23 protein-coding genes and 1 pseudogene are annotated in these 26,840 nt (G+C 36.0%); 17 read left to right on the top strand and 7 right to left on the bottom strand.

The window, feature by feature from the left end:
• Window positions 1–37 precede the first annotated feature (37 nt).
• From MKY17_RS14300 to MKY17_RS14275, 6 genes and pseudogenes are all read left to right on the top strand, one after another.
• Window positions 38–1,294, top strand: a complete 1,257-nt coding sequence (locus MKY17_RS14300) for a cation:dicarboxylase symporter family transporter (RefSeq protein ID WP_144553929.1) — start codon at window positions 38–40, stop codon at window positions 1,292–1,294.
• Window positions 1,295–1,894: 600 nt separating this feature from the next.
• Complete coding sequence (locus MKY17_RS14295) at window positions 1,895–2,179, top strand: hypothetical protein (RefSeq protein ID WP_339200119.1); 285 nt, start codon at window positions 1,895–1,897, stop codon at window positions 2,177–2,179.
• Between the two features lie 133 nt (window positions 2,180–2,312).
• On the top strand, window positions 2,313–2,534 hold the full coding sequence (locus MKY17_RS14290) for a GNAT family N-acetyltransferase (protein WP_339202393.1): 222 nt from the start codon (window positions 2,313–2,315) through the stop codon (window positions 2,532–2,534).
• 185 nt (window positions 2,535–2,719) lie between these two features.
• Entirely contained in the window at window positions 2,720–4,486 is a 1,767-nt protein-coding gene (locus tag MKY17_RS14285) for a GMC family oxidoreductase (protein WP_339200118.1), read from the top strand.
• Window positions 4,487–4,825: 339 nt separating this feature from the next.
• Window positions 4,826–6,028: pseudogene (locus tag MKY17_RS14280) on the top strand (IS110 family transposase).
• A gap of 336 nt (window positions 6,029–6,364) precedes the next feature.
• Window positions 6,365–6,646 carry a YesK family protein gene (locus MKY17_RS14275; RefSeq protein WP_339200117.1) on the top strand — a complete coding sequence of 94 codons (282 nt, stop codon included), beginning with the start codon at window positions 6,365–6,367 and terminating at the stop codon, window positions 6,644–6,646.
• 178 nt (window positions 6,647–6,824) lie between these two features.
• Here the strand turns inward: MKY17_RS14275 and blaI are convergent, their stop codons facing one another.
• Window positions 6,825–7,205 carry a penicillinase repressor BlaI gene (blaI, locus tag MKY17_RS14270; protein WP_339200116.1) on the bottom strand — a complete coding sequence of 127 codons (381 nt, stop codon included), beginning with the start codon at window positions 7,203–7,205 and terminating at the stop codon, window positions 6,825–6,827.
• A complete protein-coding gene (locus tag MKY17_RS14265) occupies window positions 7,186–8,997 on the bottom strand; it encodes a BlaR1 family beta-lactam sensor/signal transducer (RefSeq protein ID WP_339202391.1) in 1,812 nt (603 codons plus the stop codon). The genes blaI and MKY17_RS14265 overlap by 20 nt, the downstream gene beginning before the upstream one ends.
• A 310-nt stretch (window positions 8,998–9,307) precedes the next feature.
• Here MKY17_RS14265 and bla point away from each other — a divergent pair, with 310 nt between their 5' ends.
• On the top strand, window positions 9,308–10,240 hold the full coding sequence (bla, locus tag MKY17_RS14260; protein ID WP_339200115.1) for a class A beta-lactamase: 933 nt from the start codon (window positions 9,308–9,310) through the stop codon (window positions 10,238–10,240).
• Window positions 10,241–10,409: 169 nt separating this feature from the next.
• Here the strand turns inward: bla and brnQ are convergent, their stop codons facing one another.
• Window positions 10,410–11,753 carry a branched-chain amino acid transport system II carrier protein gene (gene brnQ, locus MKY17_RS14255; protein ID WP_339200114.1) on the bottom strand — a complete coding sequence of 448 codons (1,344 nt, stop codon included), beginning with the start codon at window positions 11,751–11,753 and terminating at the stop codon, window positions 10,410–10,412.
• A gap of 723 nt (window positions 11,754–12,476) precedes the next feature.
• Window positions 12,477–14,156, bottom strand: coding sequence for a NucA/NucB deoxyribonuclease domain-containing protein (locus tag MKY17_RS14250; protein ID WP_339200113.1), 1,680 nt, complete (start codon window positions 14,154–14,156; stop codon window positions 12,477–12,479).
• A 588-nt stretch (window positions 14,157–14,744) separates the two neighbouring features.
• On the opposite strand from MKY17_RS14250, the gene MKY17_RS14245 reads away from it, so the two are divergent.
• Both MKY17_RS14245 and MKY17_RS14240 read left to right on the top strand, forming a co-directional pair.
• Window positions 14,745–15,914, top strand: coding sequence for an MFS transporter (locus MKY17_RS14245; protein WP_339200112.1), 1,170 nt, complete (start codon window positions 14,745–14,747; stop codon window positions 15,912–15,914).
• 323 nt (window positions 15,915–16,237) lie between these two features.
• Window positions 16,238–16,795: an isochorismatase family protein gene (locus MKY17_RS14240; RefSeq protein WP_098372418.1), complete on the top strand. Its 558-nt coding sequence runs from the start codon at window positions 16,238–16,240 to the stop codon at window positions 16,793–16,795.
• 285 nt (window positions 16,796–17,080) lie between these two features.
• Here MKY17_RS14240 and MKY17_RS14235 read toward each other — a convergent pair whose 3' ends face one another.
• Complete coding sequence (locus MKY17_RS14235; protein ID WP_339200111.1) at window positions 17,081–17,539, bottom strand: DUF3574 domain-containing protein; 459 nt, start codon at window positions 17,537–17,539, stop codon at window positions 17,081–17,083.
• Window positions 17,540–17,733: 194 nt separating this feature from the next.
• Here MKY17_RS14235 and MKY17_RS14230 point away from each other — a divergent pair, with 194 nt between their 5' ends.
• Together MKY17_RS14230 and MKY17_RS14225 are read left to right on the top strand one after the other, a co-directional pair.
• Entirely contained in the window at window positions 17,734–18,108 is a 375-nt protein-coding gene (locus MKY17_RS14230) for a hypothetical protein (protein ID WP_339200110.1), read from the top strand.
• Window positions 18,109–18,402: 294 nt separating this feature from the next.
• Window positions 18,403–18,972: a hypothetical protein gene (locus MKY17_RS14225; protein WP_339200109.1), complete on the top strand. Its 570-nt coding sequence runs from the start codon at window positions 18,403–18,405 to the stop codon at window positions 18,970–18,972.
• A gap of 108 nt (window positions 18,973–19,080) precedes the next feature.
• Here MKY17_RS14225 and MKY17_RS14220 read toward each other — a convergent pair whose 3' ends face one another.
• Window positions 19,081–19,725 carry a YitT family protein gene (locus tag MKY17_RS14220; RefSeq protein WP_141994950.1) on the bottom strand — a complete coding sequence of 215 codons (645 nt, stop codon included), beginning with the start codon at window positions 19,723–19,725 and terminating at the stop codon, window positions 19,081–19,083.
• Window positions 19,726–19,869: 144 nt separating this feature from the next.
• Between MKY17_RS14220 and MKY17_RS14215 the strand changes: the two genes are divergently transcribed.
• Window positions 19,870–20,202 carry a MarR family transcriptional regulator gene (locus MKY17_RS14215; RefSeq protein WP_339200108.1) on the top strand — a complete coding sequence of 111 codons (333 nt, stop codon included), beginning with the start codon at window positions 19,870–19,872 and terminating at the stop codon, window positions 20,200–20,202.
• Between the two features lie 37 nt (window positions 20,203–20,239).
• Window positions 20,240–20,758, top strand: coding sequence for a GNAT family N-acetyltransferase (locus tag MKY17_RS14210; RefSeq protein ID WP_098372422.1), 519 nt, complete (start codon window positions 20,240–20,242; stop codon window positions 20,756–20,758).
• 337 nt (window positions 20,759–21,095) lie between these two features.
• On the opposite strand, the gene MKY17_RS14205 is transcribed toward MKY17_RS14210, so the two are convergent.
• Complete coding sequence (locus MKY17_RS14205) at window positions 21,096–22,481, bottom strand: PLP-dependent aminotransferase family protein (RefSeq protein ID WP_339200107.1); 1,386 nt, start codon at window positions 22,479–22,481, stop codon at window positions 21,096–21,098.
• 182 nt (window positions 22,482–22,663) lie between these two features.
• Here MKY17_RS14205 and MKY17_RS14200 point away from each other — a divergent pair, with 182 nt between their 5' ends.
• From MKY17_RS14200 to MKY17_RS14185, 4 genes are all read left to right on the top strand, one after another.
• On the top strand, window positions 22,664–23,275 hold the full coding sequence (locus MKY17_RS14200; RefSeq protein WP_141994953.1) for an FMN-binding negative transcriptional regulator: 612 nt from the start codon (window positions 22,664–22,666) through the stop codon (window positions 23,273–23,275).
• A gap of 277 nt (window positions 23,276–23,552) precedes the next feature.
• Window positions 23,553–25,154 carry a bifunctional metallophosphatase/5'-nucleotidase gene (locus MKY17_RS14195; RefSeq protein ID WP_339200106.1) on the top strand — a complete coding sequence of 534 codons (1,602 nt, stop codon included), beginning with the start codon at window positions 23,553–23,555 and terminating at the stop codon, window positions 25,152–25,154.
• 450 nt (window positions 25,155–25,604) lie between these two features.
• Window positions 25,605–25,994 (top strand): cupredoxin domain-containing protein, encoded by a 390-nt coding sequence (locus MKY17_RS14190; protein WP_098372426.1) that lies wholly within the window; start codon window positions 25,605–25,607, stop codon window positions 25,992–25,994.
• Window positions 25,995–26,229: 235 nt separating this feature from the next.
• Window positions 26,230–26,781, top strand: coding sequence for a hypothetical protein (locus MKY17_RS14185; protein WP_339200105.1), 552 nt, complete (start codon window positions 26,230–26,232; stop codon window positions 26,779–26,781).
• Window positions 26,782–26,840: the final 59 nt, after the last annotated feature.

The following is a 26,840-nucleotide window of genomic DNA, read 5'->3' as shown; positions in this document are numbered from 1 at the left end:
CTTAAGCATAATGAAAAGGGAAAGGTGAGGAAAGTAAATGAAGAAATTTAAATTAAGTTTAGCTAGCCAAATTTTCATTGGTTTAATTCTAGGGATTATCGTTGGTGCCATTTTTTATGGAAATGAGACGGCCCAAAACTTTTTACAGCCATTCGGAGACATTTTTCTACGAATGATTAAAATGATTGTTGTGCCAATCATTGTGTCAAGTCTTATCGTTGCAGTTGCTGGTGTAGGTGATTTGAAAGCGGTAGGTAAACTAGGTGCTAAATCATTATCATACTTTGTAGTGGTAACTATGATAGCGATTGCTGTTGGTTTAATTTCAGCGAATATCATCCAGCCTGGTGCTGGTGTGAATATGAATAATCTGGAACAAACTGATATCTCTACATATGTGGATACAGCAGAAACTAAGCAGCATGAATCCTTTGTAGATACACTCGTTCACATTGTACCATCCAATCCAGTTAAAGCCATGGTAGAAGGCGATATGCTAGCGATCATTTTCTTCTCCGTGTTGTTTGGGCTTAGTATTGCGGCTATCGGTGATAAAGGTAAACCAGTATTCCGTTTCTTCCAAGGTACAGCAGAAGGAATGTTCTACCTAACTAACATGGTCATGAAATTTGCTCCTATCGGGGTATTTGCACTAATCGGTGTGACCATCTCCAAGTTCGGTTTGGAATCTTTAATTCCGTTAGGAAAGTTAGCGCTTTCTGTATACGGCTCAATGATTTTCTTTGTAATTGTCATTCTGGGTCTTATAGCGAAATTTGTAGGATTCAATATTTTTACGTTGATTAAACTTCTAAAAGAAGAATTGATACTTGCGTTCTCTACAGCAAGTTCAGAAGCGGTTCTTCCGAAAATCATGGAAAAAATGGAGAAAGCGGGATGTCCGAAACATATTGCTACATTTGTTATTCCGACTGGATACTCTTTTAACCTTGATGGCTCTACATTATATCAAGCGTTAGCAGCTATCTTCATCGCTCAAATGTATGGAATTGATTTAAGCGTGTATGAGCAAATTACGCTAATGCTAGTGTTAATGATCACGTCTAAGGGGATTGCGGGTGTACCAGGTGTATCTTTCGTAGTTCTTTTAGCGACATTAGGAACAGTTGGTATTCCTATTGAAGGTCTAGCATTTATTGCCGGTATCGACCGTATTCTTGATATGGGACGTACAGTAGTAAACGTTATTGGTAATTCACTTGCGGCAATCGTCATCTCTAAATGGGAAGGTCAATTTAATGAAGTGAAAATAAAGTCGCATAATGTTTCATGACCGAGTTTAATGACTAAGAATAGGAATCGGAATTCTCTTTGAAGAAATTAACCTAAATGATTGGAGGTTCATCCTCAACATAACCGCGATAATGTTTTTATGGTTCTGGTGTAAAACTTCAAGATTATAGTTGAGAAGAGATGGACTCTTTATATGAAGCAAGTAATCCAGAGTGATTTCCAAATTTCGATTATCATATACTATATATCGGTCTTCCGCAATCGGGCGCTTTTATTGAGTAAGGATCACAGAAGTGATCAAACTTTTTTATAAAAGAATGATTGAATTGAATATATTAAGAGCGTGTTTTGATCAATCTTTTTTTCAAAACACGCTCTTTCTTTTTGTTGTTTATCAAGGTTATTATTATCAATTTGATCAAACATTAATCTAAAGCTACAAGTCTTATGCAACTAACGGGTGCGTTAGCTGAAGATCGGAGCTGTCTTTAAGGCAGCTTTTTCTTTTGGAACTAAATGGGCAGTATAGTTCAATAAGGTTTCATTCCTTTATATGGGTTAATTTGGAAACAGATAAATTGAAACACCATTGATTCGGAAAACGTATAAGAAGAAACTCTAAAAAAGGAATTGAAGAATATTGGCACAGTATTTCTCTTTACTAATCTTGTCATTTGTAATGCTTGTGGGAATGTCGGCTTATTTTTGGCATTTTTATAAATTGAAAAAGAAAAACGGAGATTCGTATAAGATACCGATCAAGGACATTCTTGGAGTCGCCTCTTTATTTCTCCTATCAGGGTCCCTATTTGTTTATTCTTTGTTAGACCTGCCTAACGTTTTAGCTGATAAGACGAAACAATATAAAGGGGATTGTGAGATCGTCATATTCGATATTCCCACGAGGGGGGCATACGGAGGCTAACTTTGGAAAGCATAGCATTATGTTTCCTAAGAATTATCAGGGTGTAGGAGAAGGTAACTACTACTGTGAAGTGGATTTTTATCCACGAACTGAACAAGGAAAGTCATTGAGAATATGAAGGCAACAAAATTGGATATGTAAATTTATATTATTACAAAAAAAACGTGGAGAGGGTCTAGGAAAAAAATTGCATGAATATGCCTTGAATTTCTTTAGAAACAATGGAGTTGATGAATACCACCTTCGAGTGTCACCAAGTAACAAACAAGCAATTGCCTATTATAAAAAAAACGGAATGCTAGAACTTAAATCTGAGTTAGTTGGGAAGGTAATTAGAATGAAAGGTATAATTTAACTTCACTCTTTTCAACTAAGAGGATTCTTTACTTCAATAAGGGAGTTGCTTCGGCAGCTCTTTTTCTTATGGGGCTAAAGGAGCAGGATAGTGCGCTAAGACACAATTTATGAAAAATAGATTATACCCCATTACCTCGGACTTCTATGAACATAAACTAATTTAATGAAAGGAGATAGATACGTATGGGTATAAGACCTGGTACTGATAAATACAATATATTTGATTATATTGTCATAGGAGCTGGAACGGCAGGCGGGGTAGTCGCTAAGAAATTAACGGATGACCGAAAAACTTCCGTACTTGTGTTTGAGCCTGGAACAAATATGACTGCTCAGTTAAGCACCCCGAACATTTTAGATGCCATTATTTTGGCCAGTGATAATAAGTTTGCCTCTAACCTTCTATCCAGAATAGAGTCTTCCATTCTACGGCAGCTTATTACGGTTAATGGGCGGGCCATTGGTGGAAGCTCAGAAGTTAACGATATGTATTCTGTACGCGGGAGTAGAGAGCTGTATGACGAATGGGCTGATCTTGTTGATAACGACCAATGGAACTACAACCAAATTCGTCCTTTGTTTATCGAAAATGAAACCTATACTGGACAAACACAAAGTCCGAACGAAAGGGGAAGTAAGGGACCAATATTTGTTAGACAACAGCATATTCCTCCGAATGGGCTCATACAAACGCTGACAAATGCAACAGCCAAAGTATTGGACATTGACATTGTTGAGGACTATAACACAGGCGTACGTGACTGTACTTTTTACAAATCCCAATTTAACCAGAAGGAGGTTGGTAGTACCACTACCCGTTCTTCGACCGCAACAGGATATTTAAATGAGATTATTGTTAGTCAGGGTAACGAGTTTCATCCAGATGAGTTTGGAGTTGGAAAGAGAAAGTTGGTCATTTTCGCTAAAACAACGGTGAACAAAATCTTATTTAAGAAAAAGAAAGGGCAGATGATTGCGATCGGAGTTGAATATATCAAGGACGGTGTTTCTTATAAAACGTTTGCCCGAAAAGGTATTATCGTTTCGGCAGGATTTTCCTCCTCAGTAATCCTTCAACGATCAGGGATTGGTAGATCCGATGATTTGATTAACGCAGGGATTACACCATTGATTGAAAATCCAAATGTAGGTTACAATCTGCAAACTCAAGCATATGCCGGTTTGGGAGTCAGGGTGGATACATCTCAGATAATTCCTATAGCTGTAGCCGATCCTAATCAGCCTATCGCCTTAGGTGCTTTTAAAGCAGAGCATAAGGATAGTTTGGAGGGCCGCCGCCTTCAACTGATAGGAGCCCCAGCACCCCTATTTATACCTGCTTCGGATATAACTAGTAATGCGTGGAATCAAGATTTAACCAAGCCTACCAATATCATGAGTTTTGGCATTATAGACCTTAATCCAAGAAGTAAGGGGACAATTATGGCCTCCCATAGCGATCCAGAAGCTCTTCCGTCGTTTTCCTTCAATCCGTTACAGCCAGATACGAATGATCTAGATTTCATGGTGGATCAATATATCAACACTTACAATATTATTAAAGAGGCTAGAAAAAATAACAGTGGCATTCATGAAGTGGTATACCCTCCGGAGCAAATCTTCACTTTAACGGATGAGGCAGAAAAAAGAAAGCAGCTTGGAGATTATGTCAAAGCATCTTATTCGAATTTCTTCCATTATGGCGGGCAATGTAAGATGGCGAAGACAATTCAAGATGGTGTTGTCAATGAAGTCCTAAATGTCTTTGGTACCAAAAATCTTAAAGTCGCTGATCTTTCTGTTTCTCCTATTTTACCAGACGGTAACACTTCAATACCTGCTCAGATGATCGGTTTAAATGCTGTAAGATTCATTCAAAATAATCCTCACCCTATCGTAATTGATGATGATGAATTTGAGGATTTCGAAGAAAGTGAATCAGACGAGTAAAACAGGGAATAAATTTTGGATTATAGACTCTAAGAGAGGTTTACTTTTTATTTAAGTAGAAAATAACACCTTCTTCTTCAACTAACTGGTGCTTTCGTATTATAAGGTTGACCAGTAAAAATTACTGGTTGACCTTTTTTTAATAGAATCTATTATATCAGTAGCCAGGGTAGGACGTACGGGTGCGTGGGACATGATCCCGTGAAGTAAACTGTCTGCCCCCTACTTGTAGAAACATGTTTGAGGCTGGTTGGGACGTAGATTTCGTATAACAAGCGAAGCTATGACACTACATGGAGGACTAGGGGTACTGGTTAGTAAGTAGAGGAGGAAAAAACAATGAATCCAGTTGTTGGTCTGGATGTGGCAAAAGGAGAGAGCCAAGTTCAGGCATTTTTAGACCAATCTAAACCGTATGGGAAGAGCTTTTCAATGAAGCATACCAAGGAGGAATTGGATCATTTTTTAGACTTTTTAAAAGAGGTTGAAGAAGTGACAGGGCAGATGCCTATGGTCATTTTAGAATCTACAGGGCATTACCATACTCCTGTTATTCAATACTTGGAGGAACAAGGGATTCTATATATCTTACTAAACCCCATTATTTCTTATCAGGCAAAGAAGACCAGTTTACGAAAGGTAAAAACAGACGCAATCGATGCGTACCAGTTGTGTGTGCTGTATTACAAAGAGGATTTAGAACCTCATAAAATTAGAGAAATTCAGCTATAAGACCTTCGGAATTTGTCCAGACAACAGGAAATCGTAACGAATATGTATGTGGAAGCTAAACTTCAGTTTCACACCATTTTAGATCAAGTGTTTCCTGAATACCGGAAGGTTTTTGGGGATCTATATTCGAAGGTTTCTTTATTGATGTTAAAGGAATATCCTACTTCAGAGGCGGTATTAACAGCCGGAGAAAGTAGACTAGCAGAGAGTGTTATAGAGTTCTGTTCTAGCCGATCGGGTGAATGGGCATGTGAAAAAGCAAAAAAAATAATGGATTCCGCATCTAGAAATCCATTTCAAAAAAGCGTGTATGAAAGTCACGTAATCAATCTTCGTATGTATATTGAGTTGCTTTTTCATTACCAGGGACATCTTTCTGATTTAGAAGATCGTATAGTGGCCCTGGCAAATGAACTGGAAGAATATAAGATCATCCAATCGATTCCCGGTATCGGAGAAAAAATCGCAGCCACGATTATTTCTGAAATTGGTGAAATCGATCGGTTTAATCATCCGAAAAAACTGGTTGCCTTCGCTGGAGTAGATCCAAGTGTTCACTCATCGGGTAAGTTTACGGCAACCATTAATCGTATTACAAAAAGAGGTTCGAGCAGACTACGTTATTCTCTGTATCTTGCCGTACTATGCGGCATAAGAAGTTCAAGGAACAAAAAGCTTAAAGCATTCTATGATAAGAAAAAATCAGAAGGAAAACCTGCCAAAGTGTCAATCGTTGCCTGTATGAATAAGTTGCTTCATTGGATTTATGCTTTATTAAAGAGAAAAGAAACGTTCCTAGATTTAGCCTAATTAACGGTTTTGTGAAACAGAGAAAAATCCTTCCAAAAGGGTTTTGGAGGGTTATTTGGCATGGTCAAAAATAGTATATCATAAGGGAAATGAAAATATTAGAGAAAGATATTGACACCTATTAGCTGGTTTACTTGAATAAGAGAGTTGCTTTGGCAGCTCTTTTTCTTATGGAACTAACGGGGCAGGTTGGTTCATTAAGTGTAGTGTCTTCGTACTGTGTCATAAATACGAAATAATGAAAATAGAATAATAATTATTGGTGTTTAAATAACCTAATTGTATTTTAATGGTAAAATTAGCTATTGACCTAATCATTACCAAAGAGGTGATTTAATGGATATTATATTCTCTTCTTATACTAGCTACTTGATAACCTTTATTCTTCTAGTTACTTTTGGAATAGCCCTTACAAAGAACAAAAAAAGAATAGCCATTGCTTGTCCACTTATTTTCATCTTTTTAGGCATTATTAATTTTGTATCTGGCCTTTTAGTTGTAGGAGGTTTTGAAGGAATGGCTGTTTCCATATTTGGTTTTGTTTATTTAGGACTAGGAGCTATTACACAACTTATAAACAGTCTATTTATTTATTACAGGACAAAAAAATATTCATAAATTTTTAGATTTCATTATTTCACAGTTTGTGTCAACTCTACAATAAGGCAGGTTGCTGGGGCTGCCTTTTTCTTATGGCACAAACGGGGGAGTTTAGTAATTACATGAGCATATGTCCTCAGCTATTTCGAAGGAAAAAAGCGATTTGGAAAAATCCCAAATCGCTTTTTTAATATTATTACTTTTTAGGTTTCTTATTTAAAATAAAGCGTAGTTCATTGATATCATCATCAGATAGGGTATCTTCCTGAATGAATTGGACAAGCATGGATTTCAGGGTACCTCCATAGATACGGTTGATAAATGATTCAGTCTCGGCACGCTGGCACTCTTCCTGTGTATAGAGCGGGTAAAAGGTGTAAACTCTTAGATTTTTATTGACACCTACTACATCTTTTTGAACCAATCGATCGAGAAGAGTGCGTATGGTTTTCGGCTTCCAATGGGTATTCTCCTGTAAGGAACCTATGATGTCATTTGCTGTTTGAGGGGCCTTATCCCAAAGCACGTTCATGATTTCCCATTCTGATTCTGATATGCTAGGAATGTTTTTCTCCATTTTTCTCCCCTCCGTTTTCTTTATAGATTCCTAAATCTTTTAAAATTGATAAAGTAATTTCTCCCGCCTTGCTTCCAGAGGAATCATCTTCATTTTGTATATTGGTAGCAAAGAAATAAGTATTGTTCTTCGTCTCTACATACCCGATAAACCAACCATTGATGTTTTTTCCATTCACTGTTCCTGTACCTGTTTTTCCTGATAGGCGAGCTTCCTCACTCTTTTCTAAGCGCAGTGCTTTCTTTACAGCTTGGATATGCATTTCATTATATCCCAATTGATTGTAATAAAAGGCTTGCAGCAGTTGGACTTGCTCGACTGGAGAAATTTTCAATGAGGATTCGAGCCAGAATTCACCCAATTCCCCAGATACATCGGAATTTCCATAGTTTATCGCTTGTAGATTGGATTGGATTGTTTCAAATCCTGTTCTATGATCTAATTCCTGGAAATACCAGTTTACAGAATTTTGTAAAGCAGATGAGACATCCTGATCCATATTCCAAGCGTCATAGGGTTGCTTAGTCCCATCCCAGGAAAGGGTGGATTCTTCGGGTGATATCACATTTGATTGTAGTGCAAATAAGGCACTATAGATTTTATAGGTGGAATCAGGTGATACCCGCAACGTACTTTTCTCTTCATTATAAATGCGATATTGCTGTGCGTCATGATCATATAAAACAAAGCTTCCTTCATACCCTTTAAAGAATTGATGTAAATCCACAAAAACCACTCCATCATTATTAAAATAGTATCGGTCATTTTCCGTCGCAAATGCGGAAACGAAAGGTAATTGGATTGTCAAAATGATACTGGCCAACACATAAATAAAGACGCTTTTTCTTATTGATTTTTTTGTGGAATGTTTATAGGCAGAAATTCGTTCAATTCGTTTTTTGATTTGAAGCTTCGAACCGTTTAAATGTGTAACTATCTGTAGCTTACTTGACCGTTTTGAAAGATCCAAAAAATTAATGATTGTATTTCCATATTCACTAAATGAATGATCATCTATTAACTGTAAAACAGATGTATCACATGCGATTTCCCGATCCAATCTCATTTCTCTAAAAGCAAGCCAGACAAGGGGATTAAACCAATAAATGATTTGATAGAACAATATCACGTAATTAGTCAGCAAATCCTTGTTTTTATAGTGACTCAGTTCATGAAGAAAGATATACTCGTAATTTTTCAAGCTAAGCCAGTTTTCATGCTGGGAAGGTAAGACGATATATGTTTGAAAAAGTCCGAATATCATTGGAGACTGGACTCTTTTCGAAATAACAATCTTTATAGATTTTTTTATCTGCAGTTTTTTCATGCATTCTTCGAAAAGCACGAGAACTTCTTGATTGGAAAACGGAGAAGAATAATTCTTTATCCTTCTAAGTGTGAGCCATCCACGAACCATAGTAAAGGTAAATAAAAGCATCCCTGACATCCAAAAACCCATCACTCCAATATTAAGTAAGGACAGGTCCGGCCGATTGACCGATACAGAAAAGTCTTGTATTAGGTGGAGGCCTTGCATCATATCAGTTCCAGGTATGTTCATATTAGAGCTGGGTGCATTAGTCTGATATGTATCCCCACCGCTAAAGAGAGTACTAAAATTATATAAATCAGTAGGTATGAATGGAAGTGCTAAAGCCATAAAAAGAAACATCCACAAATGATAGTACCATTTTGCTGTTAATTGTCTTCCAAACCATTTTCGTATAAGTAGAATAACAGCAACGGAAAATGAAGACACCAATAGACCTATTATAAAATGAGTTAAAAACATGTCCTTCAATACCAACTCTCTTGACTTTTAAATTTTTAAAAAAGGTATATAGCATATTTATAGTGGCTTGAGGGTGAAAAAATAAAGAATTGACTTTATTTGATTACATATGTAATACTGTACTACAGATGTAATAAGACTACAAATGTAATCCGTTAAAACTCCTTAGTTTTTTCAATCCGTACACAAGAGTCTAATCAAAATCAGGAGGTCTACATCATGAACAAAAGATAGGGTGCAAGTGTTAAAGATCCGGCTGCTATCCCAGGAGAATACATACTAAATATTTTTTAGAAAGAGGTTGAATCTTATGAAATCATTGAGTAACATTTTTAGTACTTCCGCATTCAGAAAAATTGTGCCTGTTCTATTTCTTTCATGTGCAACGCTTGTAGGTTGTTCAAACAATAACGTTAATGCTGAATTAACTAAACCTAAAAAACAAGCAACTGCCAATAATCATCACTTTGCTAAGCTTGAAGAAAAATTTGATGCTAAACTTGGTGTCTTTGCGTTGGATACTGGTACAAACCAAACCGTAACCTATCATCCAGATGAGCGTTTTGCTTATGCATCTACTCATAAGGCTCTAGCTGTAGGAGCACTTTTACAACAGAAATCAATAGAAGAACTTAATCAAAGAATTACCTATACACGTGAAGATCTTGTTAATTATAATCCGATTACAGAAAAGCATGTTGATACGGGGATGACTCTTAAGGAGCTTTCTGATGCTTCTCTTCGATACAGTGACAATACTGCTGGAAACCTTATTCTTAAACAACTGGGGGGACCGACTGGATTTAAAAAGGCATTGGAGGAAATCGGGGATAATGTTACCAACCCTGAGCGATTTGAGCCAGATTTAAATGAAGTTAATCCTGGTGAAACTCATGATACGAGTACACCAAGAGCACTTGCTACTAGTCTTCAGGATTTTACATTGGGAGATGCACTTCCAACTGAGAAACGTGAACTTTTAATAGATTGGATGAAGAGAAATACTACTGGAGATGCGTTAATTCGTGCTGGAGTGCCGAAAGGTTGGGTAGTGGCTGATAAGACTGGAGCAGGATCATATGGTACGCGAAATGACATTTCGATCATTTGGCCATCAAAAGGAGACCCTATTGTCCTTGCTGTACTTTCAAGTCGTGATAAAAAAGATGCTGATTATAACGACGACCTTATTGCTGAGACAACAGAAGAAGTAATTAAGGCCCTTAAAGTAAAAAATAAATAGAATATGATTCTACTAAAAAAGGTTACGTAAAGTTGCCTTTTTTAGTAGATTGATTCTAAAATGATTGTTATGGTGACCCTTCAAGAACGGACTAAAAGGTCGGTTCCTGGATTCAACATTCAATTTTAAAAGGTCAACCAGTAATGGTTGACCTTATTTTAATATTTATTTAACTACTAGTTGGGGGATTAAGACCGAATTTCCCTCGTAGTATGCTACTGCTAAACCCTATAAATCCTCCAACAATTGCTGGAATAATCCACCCTAGTCCGACATCGTACATAGGAAGAATTTCATTAAAAAAATTATTAATGGATGAAAAGTGTATACCAGCTCGATTTAATCCATCAAATAAACTAATTATAAATGTTAAAAGTAAGCTTCCTTGATACACTTCAGCTTTCCTTTTAAATAAAGAATGAAAAAATGTCAAGAAAATTAATACAATGGCTAATGGATAAATAGCTGTTAAGAGAGGAACAGAAACAGCAATTAACTGTGTTAGCCCAATATTGGCAACTATTGCACTAAAAATAGATAAACTTATAGCAATTGTTTTGTAAGGTACCTTTGGAAATAGTTTATGGAAGAATGAAGAACAAGATGTAACAAGTCCTACGCTTGTTGTTAAACAAGCTACTGTAATCATTAATCCTAATAATATCCCGCCATAAGCTCCAAAATAATAATCCGAGACTTTTGCTAAGATGGTACCTCCATTTTCCAGGTGCCCAAGTTTTTCTACACTTGAAGCACCCATATAAGAAAGAGCTGAATACATGGTTGCCAGGAAAAAGGCAGCAATTCCAGTTGCTTTTGCACAAACAACCATAATTTGTTTTTTTGTTTTAGCACCTTTTTCTTTAATGGCATTAATGATTATGATGCCAAAAACAAAAGATGCAAGCGTATCCATTGTTAAATAACCTTCTCTAAACCCATTAAAAAATGGTTGAACTGAATAATTCTTAATAGGTGATTGAAAATCTCCGATTGGATGATTAAAAGCAACTACTACGAGGATTCCAATGAACGTTATCTTGATTGGTGTTAATATTTTCCCGACAATTCCGACAACTTTCGCGGGATTGATCGAAAAAAGGCACGTAATACTAAAAAAGATGATTGTGAAAATAAGTAAAGGTAGAGGGCCTGAATTTTCGGACAAAAAAGGTTTTACACCGATTTCAAAAGAAACGTTTCCTGATCTAGGCAAAGCAAATAAAGGACCAATGGCTAAATAAAGAACGGTTGTGAATACAATACCAAATACAGGATGTACCCTACTTGCTAACGACTGTAAATCATCTTTCCCCGAAAAACCAAGTGCTAACACACCAAGTAACGGTAAGCCAACTCCTGTTATTAAAAACCCTGCATTTGCTGACCAAATATTCATTCCTGCTGATTGACCAAGCATTGGTGGAAAAATTAAATTTCCTGCACCAAAAAATAGAGCAAATAACATTAACCCAATAACTAATATAAATGAAAATGGTACTCTAGTAGCCAAATTAAAACCTCCATGAAAGAACAAAATTTTACTTTAAAAAAGAAATAATTTTCAAAAAAATGATCACAAACTTAATACATAAGATTGTATAATGACCTGATAAAATTAATTTTTTAAGTTTTTCCTTATGGGCGGCCTTATTTAATATGCAATAAGGTTCTTTCAAATTTTAACGACAAGCAGATTGTTACTACCATGATTACGATTCAAATGATAACTGCTGTGAATTACAGAAAATTCCCCTACTTAGCCCCCTATTAGTGATATGTAATCATTAACTAATATTCCATTTTATAACTATTGATATATTGTAATACATACTTCTTTCTCTTAAAAGGATACAAAGGAGGAAAAAACAAGAAATAAAGTTGTCATTAAGGGGGATAAAAGTGGTAGCTGTGAAAAAACAACGTATCAGATTAGTGAAACAAGAACTAAAGGAGATATAAATGTAGAAGAGAATTAATACAGATATTAATTAAGAAGTGTTGTTAACTCGCTTGAAAATGCAAAAATGCGTGTTGAGAATAATAGGATGCTTAACATTGAAGAAGTCTTTTAAAAATTAATGGAATGTTATCTGTGAATAAGACATTTTTGTTTATTTCGTTATCGGGGATATGGTGGAAGTAGTCACTATAAATACCTAGTCAAAAGAGCTTAGATAGGAGTCTCCAAGCTCTTTGACTAGCCTTGGTCTTTTATTCAACTAACCTTCTATTATTAAGGGATTGCATAGACTTCGACAGTGAAGCTTTCTCCATCGGTGTTTTCCGGTCTGGCGATGTAGAAATCTTCACTCGTTTTGATTTCTGACTCGGACCCGTCTGTAAGATCATAGAAGATCGTTTCGTCGATACCGAAGCTGATGTCTTTCATGACATCGAATTTTGCATCTTTAGGACCGTCGACGATTTTCCATTGTAACTTGGTCGCGTAAGTAGGGATGTTCCCGATCGTGAAGTTATCACTTGATCGGTTATCCTGGCCGTCCTGAGGCTGACCTTCCGATCGGATCGTCGCGATTTTCTCAGGAGCTTCGACCTCCACATTAAAAGCATCTCCATCCAGAATCCGGTCATAGGCGTACCAGGCACCGAGCCATGTCCCTGCAGCACCGTTCGAATCAGCGGAAATCATTCTTACAGAAAAATTATCCGATCCGTTCGTCGATGAACCTTCCCAGGTGGAAGCGAAAGGATATTCGTCACACTGCTTTCCTGTCCGATCCTCATCTCCGAACTCCCGGTCACAAATCCTTCTTGTCTTGTTTCTATTACGGTTGTATTCCTCCTGATGACGTTTTGTATACATCCGTGTCAGTGTGCTGTCTCCTACAGCTCCCGGTATTTTCTTTCCAACCATTTGAGGCTTTGTCTGTTCTGGGTGGTCCATAGCGTCCTTCCAATGCTGGCCGGCTTCAGTTAGCATTTCGAATTCCGGTTTCGTGATCGGGACATTGAAGACCGGTGTGGCTTTGCTGAATACGGCTCCTTGCCAGAAATATTGATCTGGGAAAGCGAACATGTATTTTGCAGAGTCATAACGGACGGTCTGTTTAATGCCATCTATGCTTTTTTTGTATTTCCTTGCTGAATGGGTAAGGGTGAGTTTCGGCCAAAATTCCATGTATCCCAACTGGTCAGGATTTGAATCAGTTGCTGGGGGCGCTTCTGAGGTGAAGATTTCTGTATCGAAATTTGTGTTTTTCCAGTGGGCGATCGTTCGTTCCGTCGGTGGATAGTCGGGATCCTCTTTACAGTCACCTGCGTTCAATTTCGATTCACATACCATATCGATTTTCAACTTGGCTCCATTTAAAGCTGGATCGGTCACGATGATATCGTCAAGTGTATAATAGATTCTCATGTTCCGGCTTTGGTTGGAACCATAACCTATTTCCGTGAATTGAAATTGAACTCCTGCGTTTATACAGATTCCTCCGATGCATTTTACAGGGACTTGATATGTCGCAACATGGGACCAACAGAAGGAATAACGGTTCTTGATATACCCTGTTTCTGAACTGCTGTCAGGACTTCTCCGGCATTCATCTACAGTCTGGATATGATCATAGTCAAATTCCGGGGGTACCCATCCGACCGCCGTCTTGATCGGAGGTGCCAAGTTCGCTCTGTATGTCGCTTTACTTTGCTGGTCTACTTCCATCAATTCATCTAATGTCTGAATGCCTTCTTTTTGCTGGATTTGATCTTGTTTGATTTCGAGCTCCCCGAGGGATTTACCTTGCTTCATCAGTTCGGTTGCCTTCTTGATCTTGCCGTCTGGGACCCAGTATCCTCCACCTTCTGAAGTTGCCTGTGTCTGTACAGGTGCAAAGATGCCAAGGGTCAAAATCATGACAAGGACAATTGAAAATAATTGCTTGTGTAACCTGGACATTACAATTCCTCCCTTATTGAAATAGTAACAGCTGTTTATTACCCATGGACTAGTGCGCTATTAGGTCGGTGCGATTTAAATCGCTGATAGGTTACTACAAAATAAAATGTTTTACAATACATTCCAAATCAAATAATGCTATCAACCTACATTTTTTACCAAATAATATTTAAATAGGAAGATGGTGACCGATTCAAAAGACCTGATAATGTTAATGACAATAAAGATGTTGCATTAAATAAAGTTGGTTAAAGACGAAGATATGATTAAGGCGATTGTTCAATAACACTCGGAGTAGGGAATGTATCGGGCATTTTAGTTGAAGAGGAAATAAAACATAATAAATGATGAAAAAAACAAGGAAGGGGAGAACAATGATTAAACTTAAATATTTTGAACGTTCAGAAATTTTGGTGCTTACTCTATAGTTTATAAAATGATATAATTTCATTTATTGGGAAATTTTATTAATATTTCTTCATTTGTAAATTGTTCATTATTGTGAAGTGGTTCACTTGAACTAATGGGTGATTTAGTTCATTACCAGAGTTGATCATCAGCAATTTATATTTAAGGGGCGGTTTCGAATTGAAAAACAGCAACATTTGGATATTAAGCTTCGTTAGTTTTTTTACAGATATGGGCACCTATATGGTGACTCCTTTAATACCAATTATTCTTGCTTCGTCAGGCCCTTTAATTATTGGGATTGTAGATGGTTTATCAGAAACCTTGGCAAGTTTTTTGAAATTTTTCTCTGGTCGTCGTTCGGATCGTTTGAAAAATAGAAAAGGGTTTGCTTTGATTGGTTATGGCTTATCAGGTTTAGGAAGAATATCTTTGATTATTTCAAGTTCCTGGGTCGGCGTTTTCATATGGAAACTGATAGATCGTACGGGAAAAGGGATACGAACGGCTCCAAGAGATGCTCTTATATCTGAGTCTGGAGGAAAAAATAAACAAGGAAGAGTTTTCGGATTACATCAAATGATGGATATGTTGGGTGCTTCTATCGGGATTGGAACTGCTTATTTCATATTACAGATGAATGGAAATCAAAACATTCATGATGTTTTCCTGTATTCTTTAATCCCTGTAATTATTGGTTGGTTACTGTTATTGGGCATAAAGGAAAGAAAGTATGAACCAATAGTTAAAGAAATGCCGCCTACCACGAAACCTAAACTTGACGTGAAACTTCTAAATCCGAATGTGAAAAAATTATTGTTTATTGTTTTTCTCTTTACTATTGTGAATTCATCAAATTCGTTTCTTTTACTAAGAGCAGCAGATTTAGGAGTTTCTACTGCCAATGTTCTATTATTATATCTACTCTTTCACCTTACTGCGTCTTTATTTTCATATATTTCCGGAGCGTTTTCAGATCGATACGGACGAAGAGGTATACTAACTGTAGGATATGCGTTATATGGATTTGTATATATTGGTTTTGCGGAAGTAAATACAACGATTGGTTTAATCGGTCTATTTACATTATATGGGCTTTATTCAGCTTTTACTAAAGGGGTTGAAAAGGCGCTGGTTGCTGATATATCCAATCCAGAAAGTAAAGGAACTGCACTTGGTTTATATGCTATGATTACGGGGATTGGTCTATTTCCGGCTTCTTTGCTTACAGGTTTGTTATGGCAGATATTTGGCGCTGAAGTTTCATTCCTTATTAATGGGATCATCGCATTGTTTGCATCTATTTTGTTATTTAGAATGCTCTCTATTAACGTAAGAAAAGCAACATAGATCTTAATGATTGATATATTCTTATATAACGTCTCCATGAGTAGTTAAGCAGATTATGAACAAAAAATGAATTTGCTTCCATTAAACGCGCGATTCTTTTATAAGAATCGCACCATACTAACAGGTGCGTTAGCTGAAGATCGGAGCTGTCTTTAAGGCAGCTTTTTCTTTATGGAACTAAAGGGGCAGGATAGTTCAAGAAGGTATTAGTAAATCTTTTGACGAAAATATAAAGAGCTTAGTAAGAAGTGCTTAAAATACTATCTGATATTTAATGAAAAACAGGAAAAAACTAACTGCTAATAACTTTAGGGGGGAAAATATTGAAACAAACATTACTGATAATCGATGCTCAACAGGAATTAATAGAAGGTAATAAAGAAGAACAAGGAGTCTTTGAGAAAGAAAAAATCGTTAATAACATTAATACTGTAATTGAAAAAGCGATAAATGAAAGTATCACCGTTGTTTTTATAAGAGATTTAGATGTTTCAAAAGGAGAAGGACCTGGATTCCAGATACACAGGGATATTAAAGTACCATCAACTGCTATCATATTTGATAAAGCTGCCACAAATTCATTTTATGGCACTCCATTACTCGAACATTTAAGTAAAAACAATGTAGATCATATTGTAATAATGGGATGTAAGACGGAACATTGTATTGATACAGCTGTTAGAACAGCAACAATCAATCATTTTGATGTGACATTAGTTGGTGATGGACATTCTACTTCTGATTCCAAAAACTTATCTGCAAAACAAATAATCCTTCATCACAATGAAACCCTTCACGGTCACTATAATGTAGACAATTTTTCACTTGTTAGAAATTCTTATGAAGAATTGTTTAACCCTGTTCACAATAATTACCGATAATAATCATCTTCAACAAACGGGTGCGTTAGCTGAAGATCGGAGCTGTCTCTAAGGCAGCTTTTTCTTATGGAACTATCGGGGCAGGATAGTTGAAGAGTGCTGTTTGACCTTTGTTAACAATTGGGCCAGATAATTGAATAACAGCAGGAATTTTCACGTAAAAACTATGTTTCGTTATAAACAACGGACAGCTTACCCTATTGGAACCTTCATTTCACCAATAAACTCTTATTCTTAAAGACTAAAAAGCCTTGAGATATAAAATCTCTAGGCTTCTTACATCAGTTATTCAATAAAATACATCTTCCCATTTACTTCAAGAGATACTGATGATTGTTTCATCTCTTCCTTTAGAGACTTGGCATAGGCAACTACTTGATTAATTTTTTTCTTATCCAAATCTTCTGCATAGCTATATACAATCGTTACTTTCTCCTTGACCAATTGATTATCATCAGATAACCACGATCCTGTCCCATCGATCGCTGTTGCTCCTCCAAACATTCTTGAGAATTCTTCTAACGACTTGTTAACATATGGAGTATTATCAATTGGTTGGTTAACATTATATGTAGATGGTACGTAAATTTTTACTACATCTTCTAGGTAGAATTGCTCCTTTAATGCGGAAGATTGTTTCACTTTAGATGTTTCTTGTTGTTCTGTAGCGTACACAGCATTTCCTAAAAAGACAATTAATAGCATCGGGATGATCCAATAGAAGATTTTTTTCCTTTCCAACATTGCCACTCCTTTTTATTCAACAGTTTGGCTGCAAAACAATGGTGAGTTTGCTATCTATCATTATACATGCCGAAATCAGTTTGTTGTGGGTAATTTTAACTTTTTTTATTATTTTTGGAAATGTCTTAGTAACCTTTCTTATTAGGTTCTTGAATTTGAAGCTATTTAATAAAAACACATAACATGTCCTGTATTTGAATTTGAATATATTTTATGATATGAGTAAAAAAGATTTTATATATGATAGCCATGGACAAGAAAAGGTATTGCCTGGTCTTGATGATAAGGCGATTTTTGGAAACAAAGGAGACACTTATTTCTTTGCAGAAGAGCCTGAACCGAACCAAGCAGTTACTCGTATATTTTCGGCCTCAATGTCAGCTCCTGGGTTAAAGGAAGAGTGTTGCAATCCAGGGTATAATTTAAAAGGGGAATTTTTACATACTTTCGGTATTTTATGGGAGGTTTTTTCCTTTGAAGAAAACAAATATTTCTTTGGTTACATTTGCCGTAATCATTATAGTTTTAAATCACTTTGTTTATCCAATTTTCTTCGATGTAGGACCTGATAGTTGAGGGACTGGCCTATCAATACTTTTATTAGCTAGTGCACTATTAAATCATCTTAGGGAAAAATAATAATTGTACTAATAGGTGCTTGAAATAAATCTCTAAACTCTATTAGTAAGCTGTTTTCTTGTTGCCATAACGGGTGAGTTAGCTGAAAATCGGAGCTGTCTTCTAGGCAGCTTTTTCTTATGCAACTAAAGGGGCAGTTTAGTTGAAGAAGGTTTCAGTATAGAGGTTATTCAAAATAGAAAAAGAATAGATAAGGATATAAGTTTTTTAGTCTGGGGGTTCATATGTCATTTGAGCAATGTCATAGCATTACTTCTTTAATGGCAGGATTTAATAAAACGTGGTTCTTTGCAGGTGGTTGGGCAATTGATCTTTTTATTGGTAGAGAAACAAGACAACATCAAGATATAGAGATTGCACTATTTCGAAAAGACAAATTATATTTGAAGGAAAATCTTAAAGAATGGGATTTTAAAAAGGTTATTAAAGGTAAATTCTATACTTGGGAAAATGAGTTTTTAGAGTTACCTATTCACGAAATACACGCTTTGAATAAGTCAAATGGAGATAAATTAGAAGTTCTTCTAAATGAAACAAGGTTTTATGATTGGAAATTCAGAAGGGATTTAACGATTTCTCATCCGCTTAAGTCAGTTTGGAGTTATTCTGATACAGGCATTCCTTATCTAAATCCAGAAATTGTACTTTTATATAAAGTAAAAAACACAAGAGAAAAAGACCATCAAGACTTTATGACGATATTAGACAATCTAGATAACCAGAGGAAAAAATGGCTTCAGTATGCTATACAATTGCACGAACCAGAACATAAATGGCTTCAATTCTTAAAATAATGGCACTAACAGGTGCGTTAGCTGAGGATCGGAGCTGCCTTAAAGGCAGCTCATTTTCTTATGCAACTATAGCGACAGGTTAGTTGAACAAGAAAAATAGGGAGCATACTATATTGAATGGTTTTTATCTTTATCATAATTTGGTGATGGACTAGAGTGTGTTAATATGCGGTCTAATACTTTTTCAGTAAATGGCATAAAGTAATTAAGTATTAGCCCCCCTAAACAAACGGTTAATAAAGTTCCAACGCCAATTGGTCCATTTAAAATCATTGCCATTATCAAGAATACGAGATAAATGAATGTTCTCGAATAAAATATATTTGTTCTAGTTAATTCTTGTATGATTAATGTTAATCGGTCAACTGGAATCGGTGCAAAATTTGTATGCAAATATGTTGCAGTTCCTAATCCTATAGTAACCAAGCCGATTCCAAAACAAAAAACTTTGCTGTACCATAGTTCAGGTGTTATCAAATTGTGCAATAAAAAAAGCCACATATCAATACCAATACCCGTTATAAATGCTGTTAACAACCCCAAAACTTCTGGTCTTTGCCTTTTTAAAAATGAATTACAAAATATCAATATTAAAGCTATTATTATTTCCCAACTTCCGACAGTAAGCCCCACATTTATGGACAGTCCTACCAAAAGTGCATCAAATGGTGAAGTTCCAAGGTCTGATTGTATAGTGAAAGAAATACCAAGAGTTAGTATTAAAATTCCTAATACATAAAAAACATATTTCACTTTGCTCGACCCCTTTATCTTTATTTTTTTTGTTGCAAACGCAACAAAGTAAGGTTAAATTTAATATATGCTATTTTTATTGCATTTACAACAAAAATCCAAGCTAAGGAGTTAATTATGAAGTGAATTCTTCGTGAAATTGGAATGATGGCAAGGGCATTAGATTCTATAAGTAAAAAAGAATTTAAAGAATATGACCTTACAAAAGGACAGTATTTTTACCTTGTGCGAATATGGGAAAACCGAGGAATCATTCAAGAAAAGTTAGCTGAGATGATAAAAGTAGATCGAACAACAGCAGCTTGTGCTATAAAAGAACTTGAAATTAATGGCTTTATTGAAAAGAAAGGAGAAAAACATAACAATCATTGCATAGAAGTATTTTCCGAAAGAGCAGTAGAAACCATTTTCAATCTTCTTCAAAGAGTAAGAAAAAATATAGAAAAAGACTGGGAGTTTGTTAAAAAGGAAAACTAGAGAAATTATTGATTATATAAAGGAGCGACATATTTAAATGACTAAAAATATTAAAAAGTGTACTCTTAAAGATTCACGCGAACTTCAAGAAATTAGTTATGAAACATTTAATGAGACATTTAAGCATCAGAATACACCTGAAAATATGAATGCCTATTTGGAAAGGGCATTTAACTTAAAACAATTAGAAAAAGAATTATCCAATATTTCTTCGCAATTCTTTTTTGTTTATTTTAATAATCAAGTCGCTGGATATTTAAAGGTCAATACCAATGATGCTCAGACTGAAGAAATGGGTGATGAATCACTTGAAATCGAGAGGATTTATATAAAAAACAAATTTCAAAAACATGGGCTTGGTAAATATCTGCTAAATAAAGCTATGGAAATTGCGGAGGAACGTAATAAAAAGAAAATCTGGCTCGGCGTATGGGAAAAAAACGAAAATGCTATTGCTTTTTATAAGAAAATTGGGTTTGTTCAAACTGGTGCCCATTCTTTTTATATGGGTGATGAGGAACAAATGGACTTTATAATGACAAAAACACTCATCTAACTTTTTTGGAAGGGTGGATTATTATGTAAAAGTGAACTGAAAGGTATAGTTTGATTTAAGATTAAGGCGGGAGAAATTTAGGCTGCATATAAAATAAGTCAGGACCGAAATGAAACGGATTATCAAGAATTAAAGAACGGAACGGAGCTGTCATATTGGCAGCTTCTCTTCAGTTTGTAAAGGATTGTACTTAAAGTCCATGGTGCGTTAGTTCATTAGAGAGCTGTGACGATCAGCAGCTCTTTTCTTATGGAGCTAACGGGGCATGTCAGTGGAATAAGGACCTGTGTTTTAAAAGTCCATGATTTGCCCCGCCATTATTTGATATAAGCTGCAATTACGGGGATAACCAAGCCTTTTTTAGGAGCTCCACGCCAAGCTCGATTTCCTCACAAGAAAGATTACTGAAACCAAGTTTGATAATTGGTTTATCGGTATTATTTTTAATGAAGTAGAGTGAGGTAGGATACACTTTAACACCATGAAAGGAAGCGCGCTCTATTAGCCATTCTTCTGAACGGTTCAGGTGTACTTTGATTAATAAATACAAACCGGACTGATTACCGATAATGGATATATGTTGATCGAATTGCTTTTTTAATACTGATACCAAGTGCTGCATTTTTCGTTTATAAACAAGACGCATACGATTAATATGGCGATTCCATTCTCCCTCTTCCATAAATTTAGCCATTGTGAGTTGGCTTAGAAGTGAAGTGGTACTCTCGAAATGAAGAAATTGATTTATATAACGGTTTAAAAGCGGCTCGGGCAACACCATATAACTTAAACGAATTCCTGGAAGAAAGGACTTTGAGAAATTCCCTAGATAAATGACTCTTGCAGAATCAATGGAAGCGAGAGCTGGAAATGGTTGTTGCGTATAACGAAATTCACTATCATAATCGTCTTCGATAATATACCCTGGCATCTTGTTAGCCCAATGAATAAGCGTTTGCCGTTGGTGAATGGACATGCTTACCCCATATGGACTGTGATGGGAAGGTGTTACATAGATTAATCGTGATTTGATTTGTTCCAATTGTGAAAAATCAGCACCTGCCTCATAAACTGGTAAAGTTTCAATCGTAAAACAATGGAATTGAAAAGCTTCCCTAGCGCCATCATATCCAGGGTCTTCTACTGTAATGCTTGGAAAATCATCCTTCAGTATATGTCCAAGATTGATAAGCATTTGTTGGGTACTGCTGCCGATAATAATGGCATTTGCATTTGTTTTCACCCCACGAGATTGGAGTAAGTATGTGGCAATTTGTTCACGTAGGCACACCTCACCAAAGGGTTCCCCATATTGAAAACTCTCCTGTAACGTTAATACTTGATTGGCAATCCTCCTCCAAATTTTCAGAGGGAAATGTGCTTGATCTACGGCACCAGCCCGGAAATCAATGAGGGTAGGTGTAACTGGCTCTCTTTGCGTTTTATTATGAGGAATTAACTCATCATGGGATAAAAGTGGTTCTAATTCATTTACAAAATAACCTTTTCTCCCTTCTCCACGAATATAGCCTTCAGCTACAAGTTGATCATAAGCCATTAATGTCGTATTGCGACTTACTTGAAGGGAATCTGCAAGTTGACGGATGGAGGGCAATTGTTCATCAGCAAGTAAGTCACCCCGTTCAATAAATAACTTAAACTGTTCGTAAATTTGTTTGTATCTGGGAGAATCCTCCTTAAAAGCAAAGATGGTATTTATCATTTAAGATCTCCTTTGACATGTTTATTTATTTAGAATTGTACCTTTTTATATGTCAGTTTGTATAATACTATATTTTACAGATGAGGTTCTCGGGTATTCAAGGTAGAAATGAGGATGGGCACTTAGTAAAAGACGCTATGATTGTGAATGGAATAATATTGACGGATGAAAGGAGATTTTTTATGTATATCCCTAAACAATTTGAAATAAAAGAATTAGCAGTAGCCTACGATATAATACAGGAGAATGGTTTTGCAACATTGTGTTCAATGCATGAAGGCATGCCTTTTGCTACACATTTACCACTGCTGTTGAATAAGGAGAAAACCTATTTGTATGGTCATTTTGCTCGTCCGAACCCTCAATGGAAAGATATTGAAAATCAAACAGTCTTAGCAGTCTTTCATGGTCCTCACTGTTATATCTCTTCCTCTTGGTATGAGACGAACCAAGCAGTACCAACATGGAATTATGTGACTGTTCATGTATACGGCGAAGTTGAACTTATTGAGGATGAACAAGAGTTAACGGATACCTTGGATGACATGGTATTGAAGTATGAAGCCCCTGATAGTTCATACAATTTGCAAGATTTAGATGCTGGCTTTCTCGCTGGGATGAACAAAGGAATTCAAGGCTTCAAAATAAAAATCAACAAGATAGAGGGGAAAGCGAAGTTAAGTCAAAACCATTCTTTACATCGGCAAGAGCTGGTTATTAATCAGCTGGAACAGATCCAAAATACAGATGAGCAAAAAATTTCCTTTTTAATGAAGGAAAACCTAAAAAAATAACGTTGAATGTTACTGCACTAACGTGAGTGTTGATCCATTAAGGATTTACACTCTTTTTGTTGAACTACTTTTACAACGGAGCAGATTTCAATACTAACTGTAATTAGCAGTAACATTTTTTTCACTATCGGGTTATGAACATTTTTAAAAAGATATGCACATGCTGGCTTAATTTAACAATCGTTATATAAAATATAACAAAAAATCACGGTCCCTTTATACGGATATAAAATTCTAGAGTTATTCTTAATTTACATCCAGAGGGAGGGATCGGAAGTTGTCAAAATTTCAGGCCATAACTTCTTTGTTCATCTTGGTATTTATTATCATTTTCGTAACTTATAAAATCACAGCACACTCATCCAAGCATTCCACAACGAATCATTCCACATCCAACCGCCTCATTCAAGTACAATTGTTAGGCGTTAATGATTTTCACGGCCAACTAAACAAATATCAAATGGTTTCAGGAACCATGGCAGGGGGGGCTGAATACCTGGCTGCCTATTTAAAAAAATATATACAAGAAAACCCGAATACACTACTTGTTCATTCTGGTGATATGGTAGGAGGAAGTCCTCCAATCTCTTCTCAATTTAAAGACGAACCCACGATCGAGTTTTTAAACCTCCTGCACTTTGATGTCGGGACACCTGGAAATCATGAATTAGACCAAGGCGTAAATGAAATGAAACGTCTTATTTATGGAGGCTTCAATAAAAAAACAGGTTATTTTCAAGGAGCCAATACTTCTTACAGTTCTGCAAATATCATCGATACAAAGTCGGGTACACCCTTGTTACCACCGTATGTTATTAAACAAATTGACGGAATTAATATTGGATTTATCGGTGTCGTCACAAAAGAGACCAACCTGTATGTGGCACCTGAAAATCGAAAAGAAGTAGAAATTACGGATGAAGTTTCAGTCATTAACCGAACCGTTAAGCTTTTAAAGGAAAAAGGGATTAAAGTAATTGTTGTACTTGCACATGAATCAGCTAAATCAGATCAGTCAGGAGCAAATTCCAGTGGAGCTTTAGTGGAGATGGCTCCAAAAATCGATGATGAGGTCGATGTCATTTTTGCCGGTCACAGCCATGAATATGCCAATACCGTTGTAGCCGGTAAACTGATCGTTCAAGCATATTCTAATGGGAAAGCCTTTTCTCAAGTAAATCTTGAAATTGACCCACATACTAAAAATATTGTTAAGAAACAAGCAAAGATTATTGTCACTTCACATCATAAAATAAAACGAGATAAAGAAACAGTTGCTCTTCTAAATAAATATAGAAAAAGATTGGGGAGCTATTTTAATCAAATAATAGGAGAAATGCCTGAAGAAATCTCACGAAATCAAAATGCAAACGGTGAATCCCCATTAGCGAAAATGATTGCAGAATCTGAGCGGGAAGCCATGGGGGTAGATATAGCTTTTGTCCATCAAGGAGAAATGCGGAAAAATTTAAAAAAAGGGGACATCACTGTAGAAGACCTTTATACAGACTTGCCTATGGGTCATAGTGTCAGTAAGTTAATTTTAACAGGAAACCAAATAAAACTTGCTTTAGAACAGCAGTGGGCGAAAGATTATGAAAATAGGTTACAAACGGTTGGTTTAACGTATAATTGGGACCCAAATGCTCCAATTGGCAACCGCATTGTTGGGCTGAAAGACATGAAAGGTCAAGAGATACAGCCAAACAACGAATATGAAGTAGCGGTTAGTAATTATTTAGCTTCAGGAGGTGATAACTTCACTGCATTTAAACAAGGCAGGCTAGTGGAATCCGGTCCACAAGTTGTCACTGCACTTATACGCTATATCCAACAGAAGTATCCCGATGAAATTTCTCTCCGTTCATTGAAAGAATGAAGGGGAAAATACAAGGACTTGCATAACTGGCTTTTGAGGGAGATGAAGCTGGAGAATTTAATGAATTTGATGAAATGGCTTTAGGAATAGCACAAGATATTGAATGTCAATGGGATTTGTTTTTGGTGAATACTTAATCATTAAAAGAATCTTAGACCTCTATTTTATAGAGTGGTTAGAGCAATTAAACGAGAAATAAAAGGTAACTACTTATTCAAATAATAAGTGCTTTACTTCAATAAGGGAGTTGCTTTGGCAGCTCTTTTTCTTATGGAGCTAAACAGGCAGTTTAGTTGCATAAGAATAGGATTCTAGAAGAACGTCATTAGAGTAGATCCTTTTCTTTTCACTGTTTCAGATAAAAAAGTTACTATCTGAAAGCACGCAACCAAATTTATAGTAATAATATTTTATGAATTAGAAAAAAATAGAGGAAAGGAGGGATTGCGAATGTCTGTGAAAAAGTGGGTAACAGGATTGGTCGGTGTACTTGCAATGTTTGTAGTTGTGACAACACTAGGCCCACTCGGTGTATTTGCCGAATCCGGTGTTGTAACACAGCCTATGGAGACAAGGAAATCGATTGAGTTCGAGTTGAACGATGATTTCTTTAATCCGAAAGTCATCACTATTCCGAATGGAACAGCCACAACGGTGATATTGAAAAACAAAGGCAGTAAAGAGCACACCTTCACAGTTGAAAAGCTCGGAATTGACGTTGAGGTCCAGCCAGGTGAAGAAAAAAACATTAACGTGAATCCGAAACAGCCCGGTACATATGAACTGATATGTCGGTACCATTTCCAGGAAGGAATGGTTGGGAAAGTAATAGTCGAATAAAATGCAGGGCCAATAAGGCCTTGTTTTTTTATAGGCAAAGGAAATTACTTACTTCCTCCGCGAATGGACTTCTTTACTTTGTATGATTGATCAAGGTTTAGAGAGGTTTTTTATTAAGCTTATTTTTTCATTACAGAGGATATTGATGCTTGGATTAATAATAATTGTTCCACCTCTAATAAATGGTAAATATAATGTAAAGTAACGCATAAACCATTTAGAATGAGGTGGAAAGGTGTATTTTTTTAAACCTATTTCTGATGAGGTTCGTTTATCTCAAATAATATTCAATAAACATAAAAAAACGATGAAGCTCATTTTAGTGTCTATTTTTGCCTGTATTGCTGCTATTCTGCAGGCTGCTGGGGTTTTACCAGGGATAGGATATTTTATAAGTCCGCTGGCCACTGCACCTATCCTGTTATGTTCCATGTTTTCCATTCCATTAGGAGCAATGTCCTGCTTTCTGACAATTATGCTGTTATTCATCCTACAGCCAACTGAACTAATTATATTTCCTTTTACAACAGGATTGTTAGGACTTGGAATAGGGGCATCCTTTTGCCTTTTTAAGAAGAGGTTAAGTATTATTGCTACTGGTGCCATTCTTTTAATGTTAGGAATTATAAGTCTAATATTTATTTTTCACTTTCCGGTTTTAGGTCCAGCCGTCTCTGTTTCCTTTTCATTTCTTATATTTGGCTTTTTATTTGCCATCATTTATAGCTGGTTATGGGTTGAAATTGCTATAATCATTTTTAAAAGATTAAAAATGATTATAATTTAGTGATTCTCCATCACATGGTTTTAATTTCGGTTCATTAGATCCATGTAAGAGATTTATCA

Origin of the sequence: Peribacillus sp. FSL P2-0133, from assembly GCF_037975445.1 — a bacterium.
GTDB classification, from domain to species: Bacteria; Bacillota; Bacilli; order Bacillales; family DSM-1321; genus Peribacillus; species Peribacillus simplex_E.
This window is presented reverse-complemented; position numbering and strand designations above follow the sequence as displayed.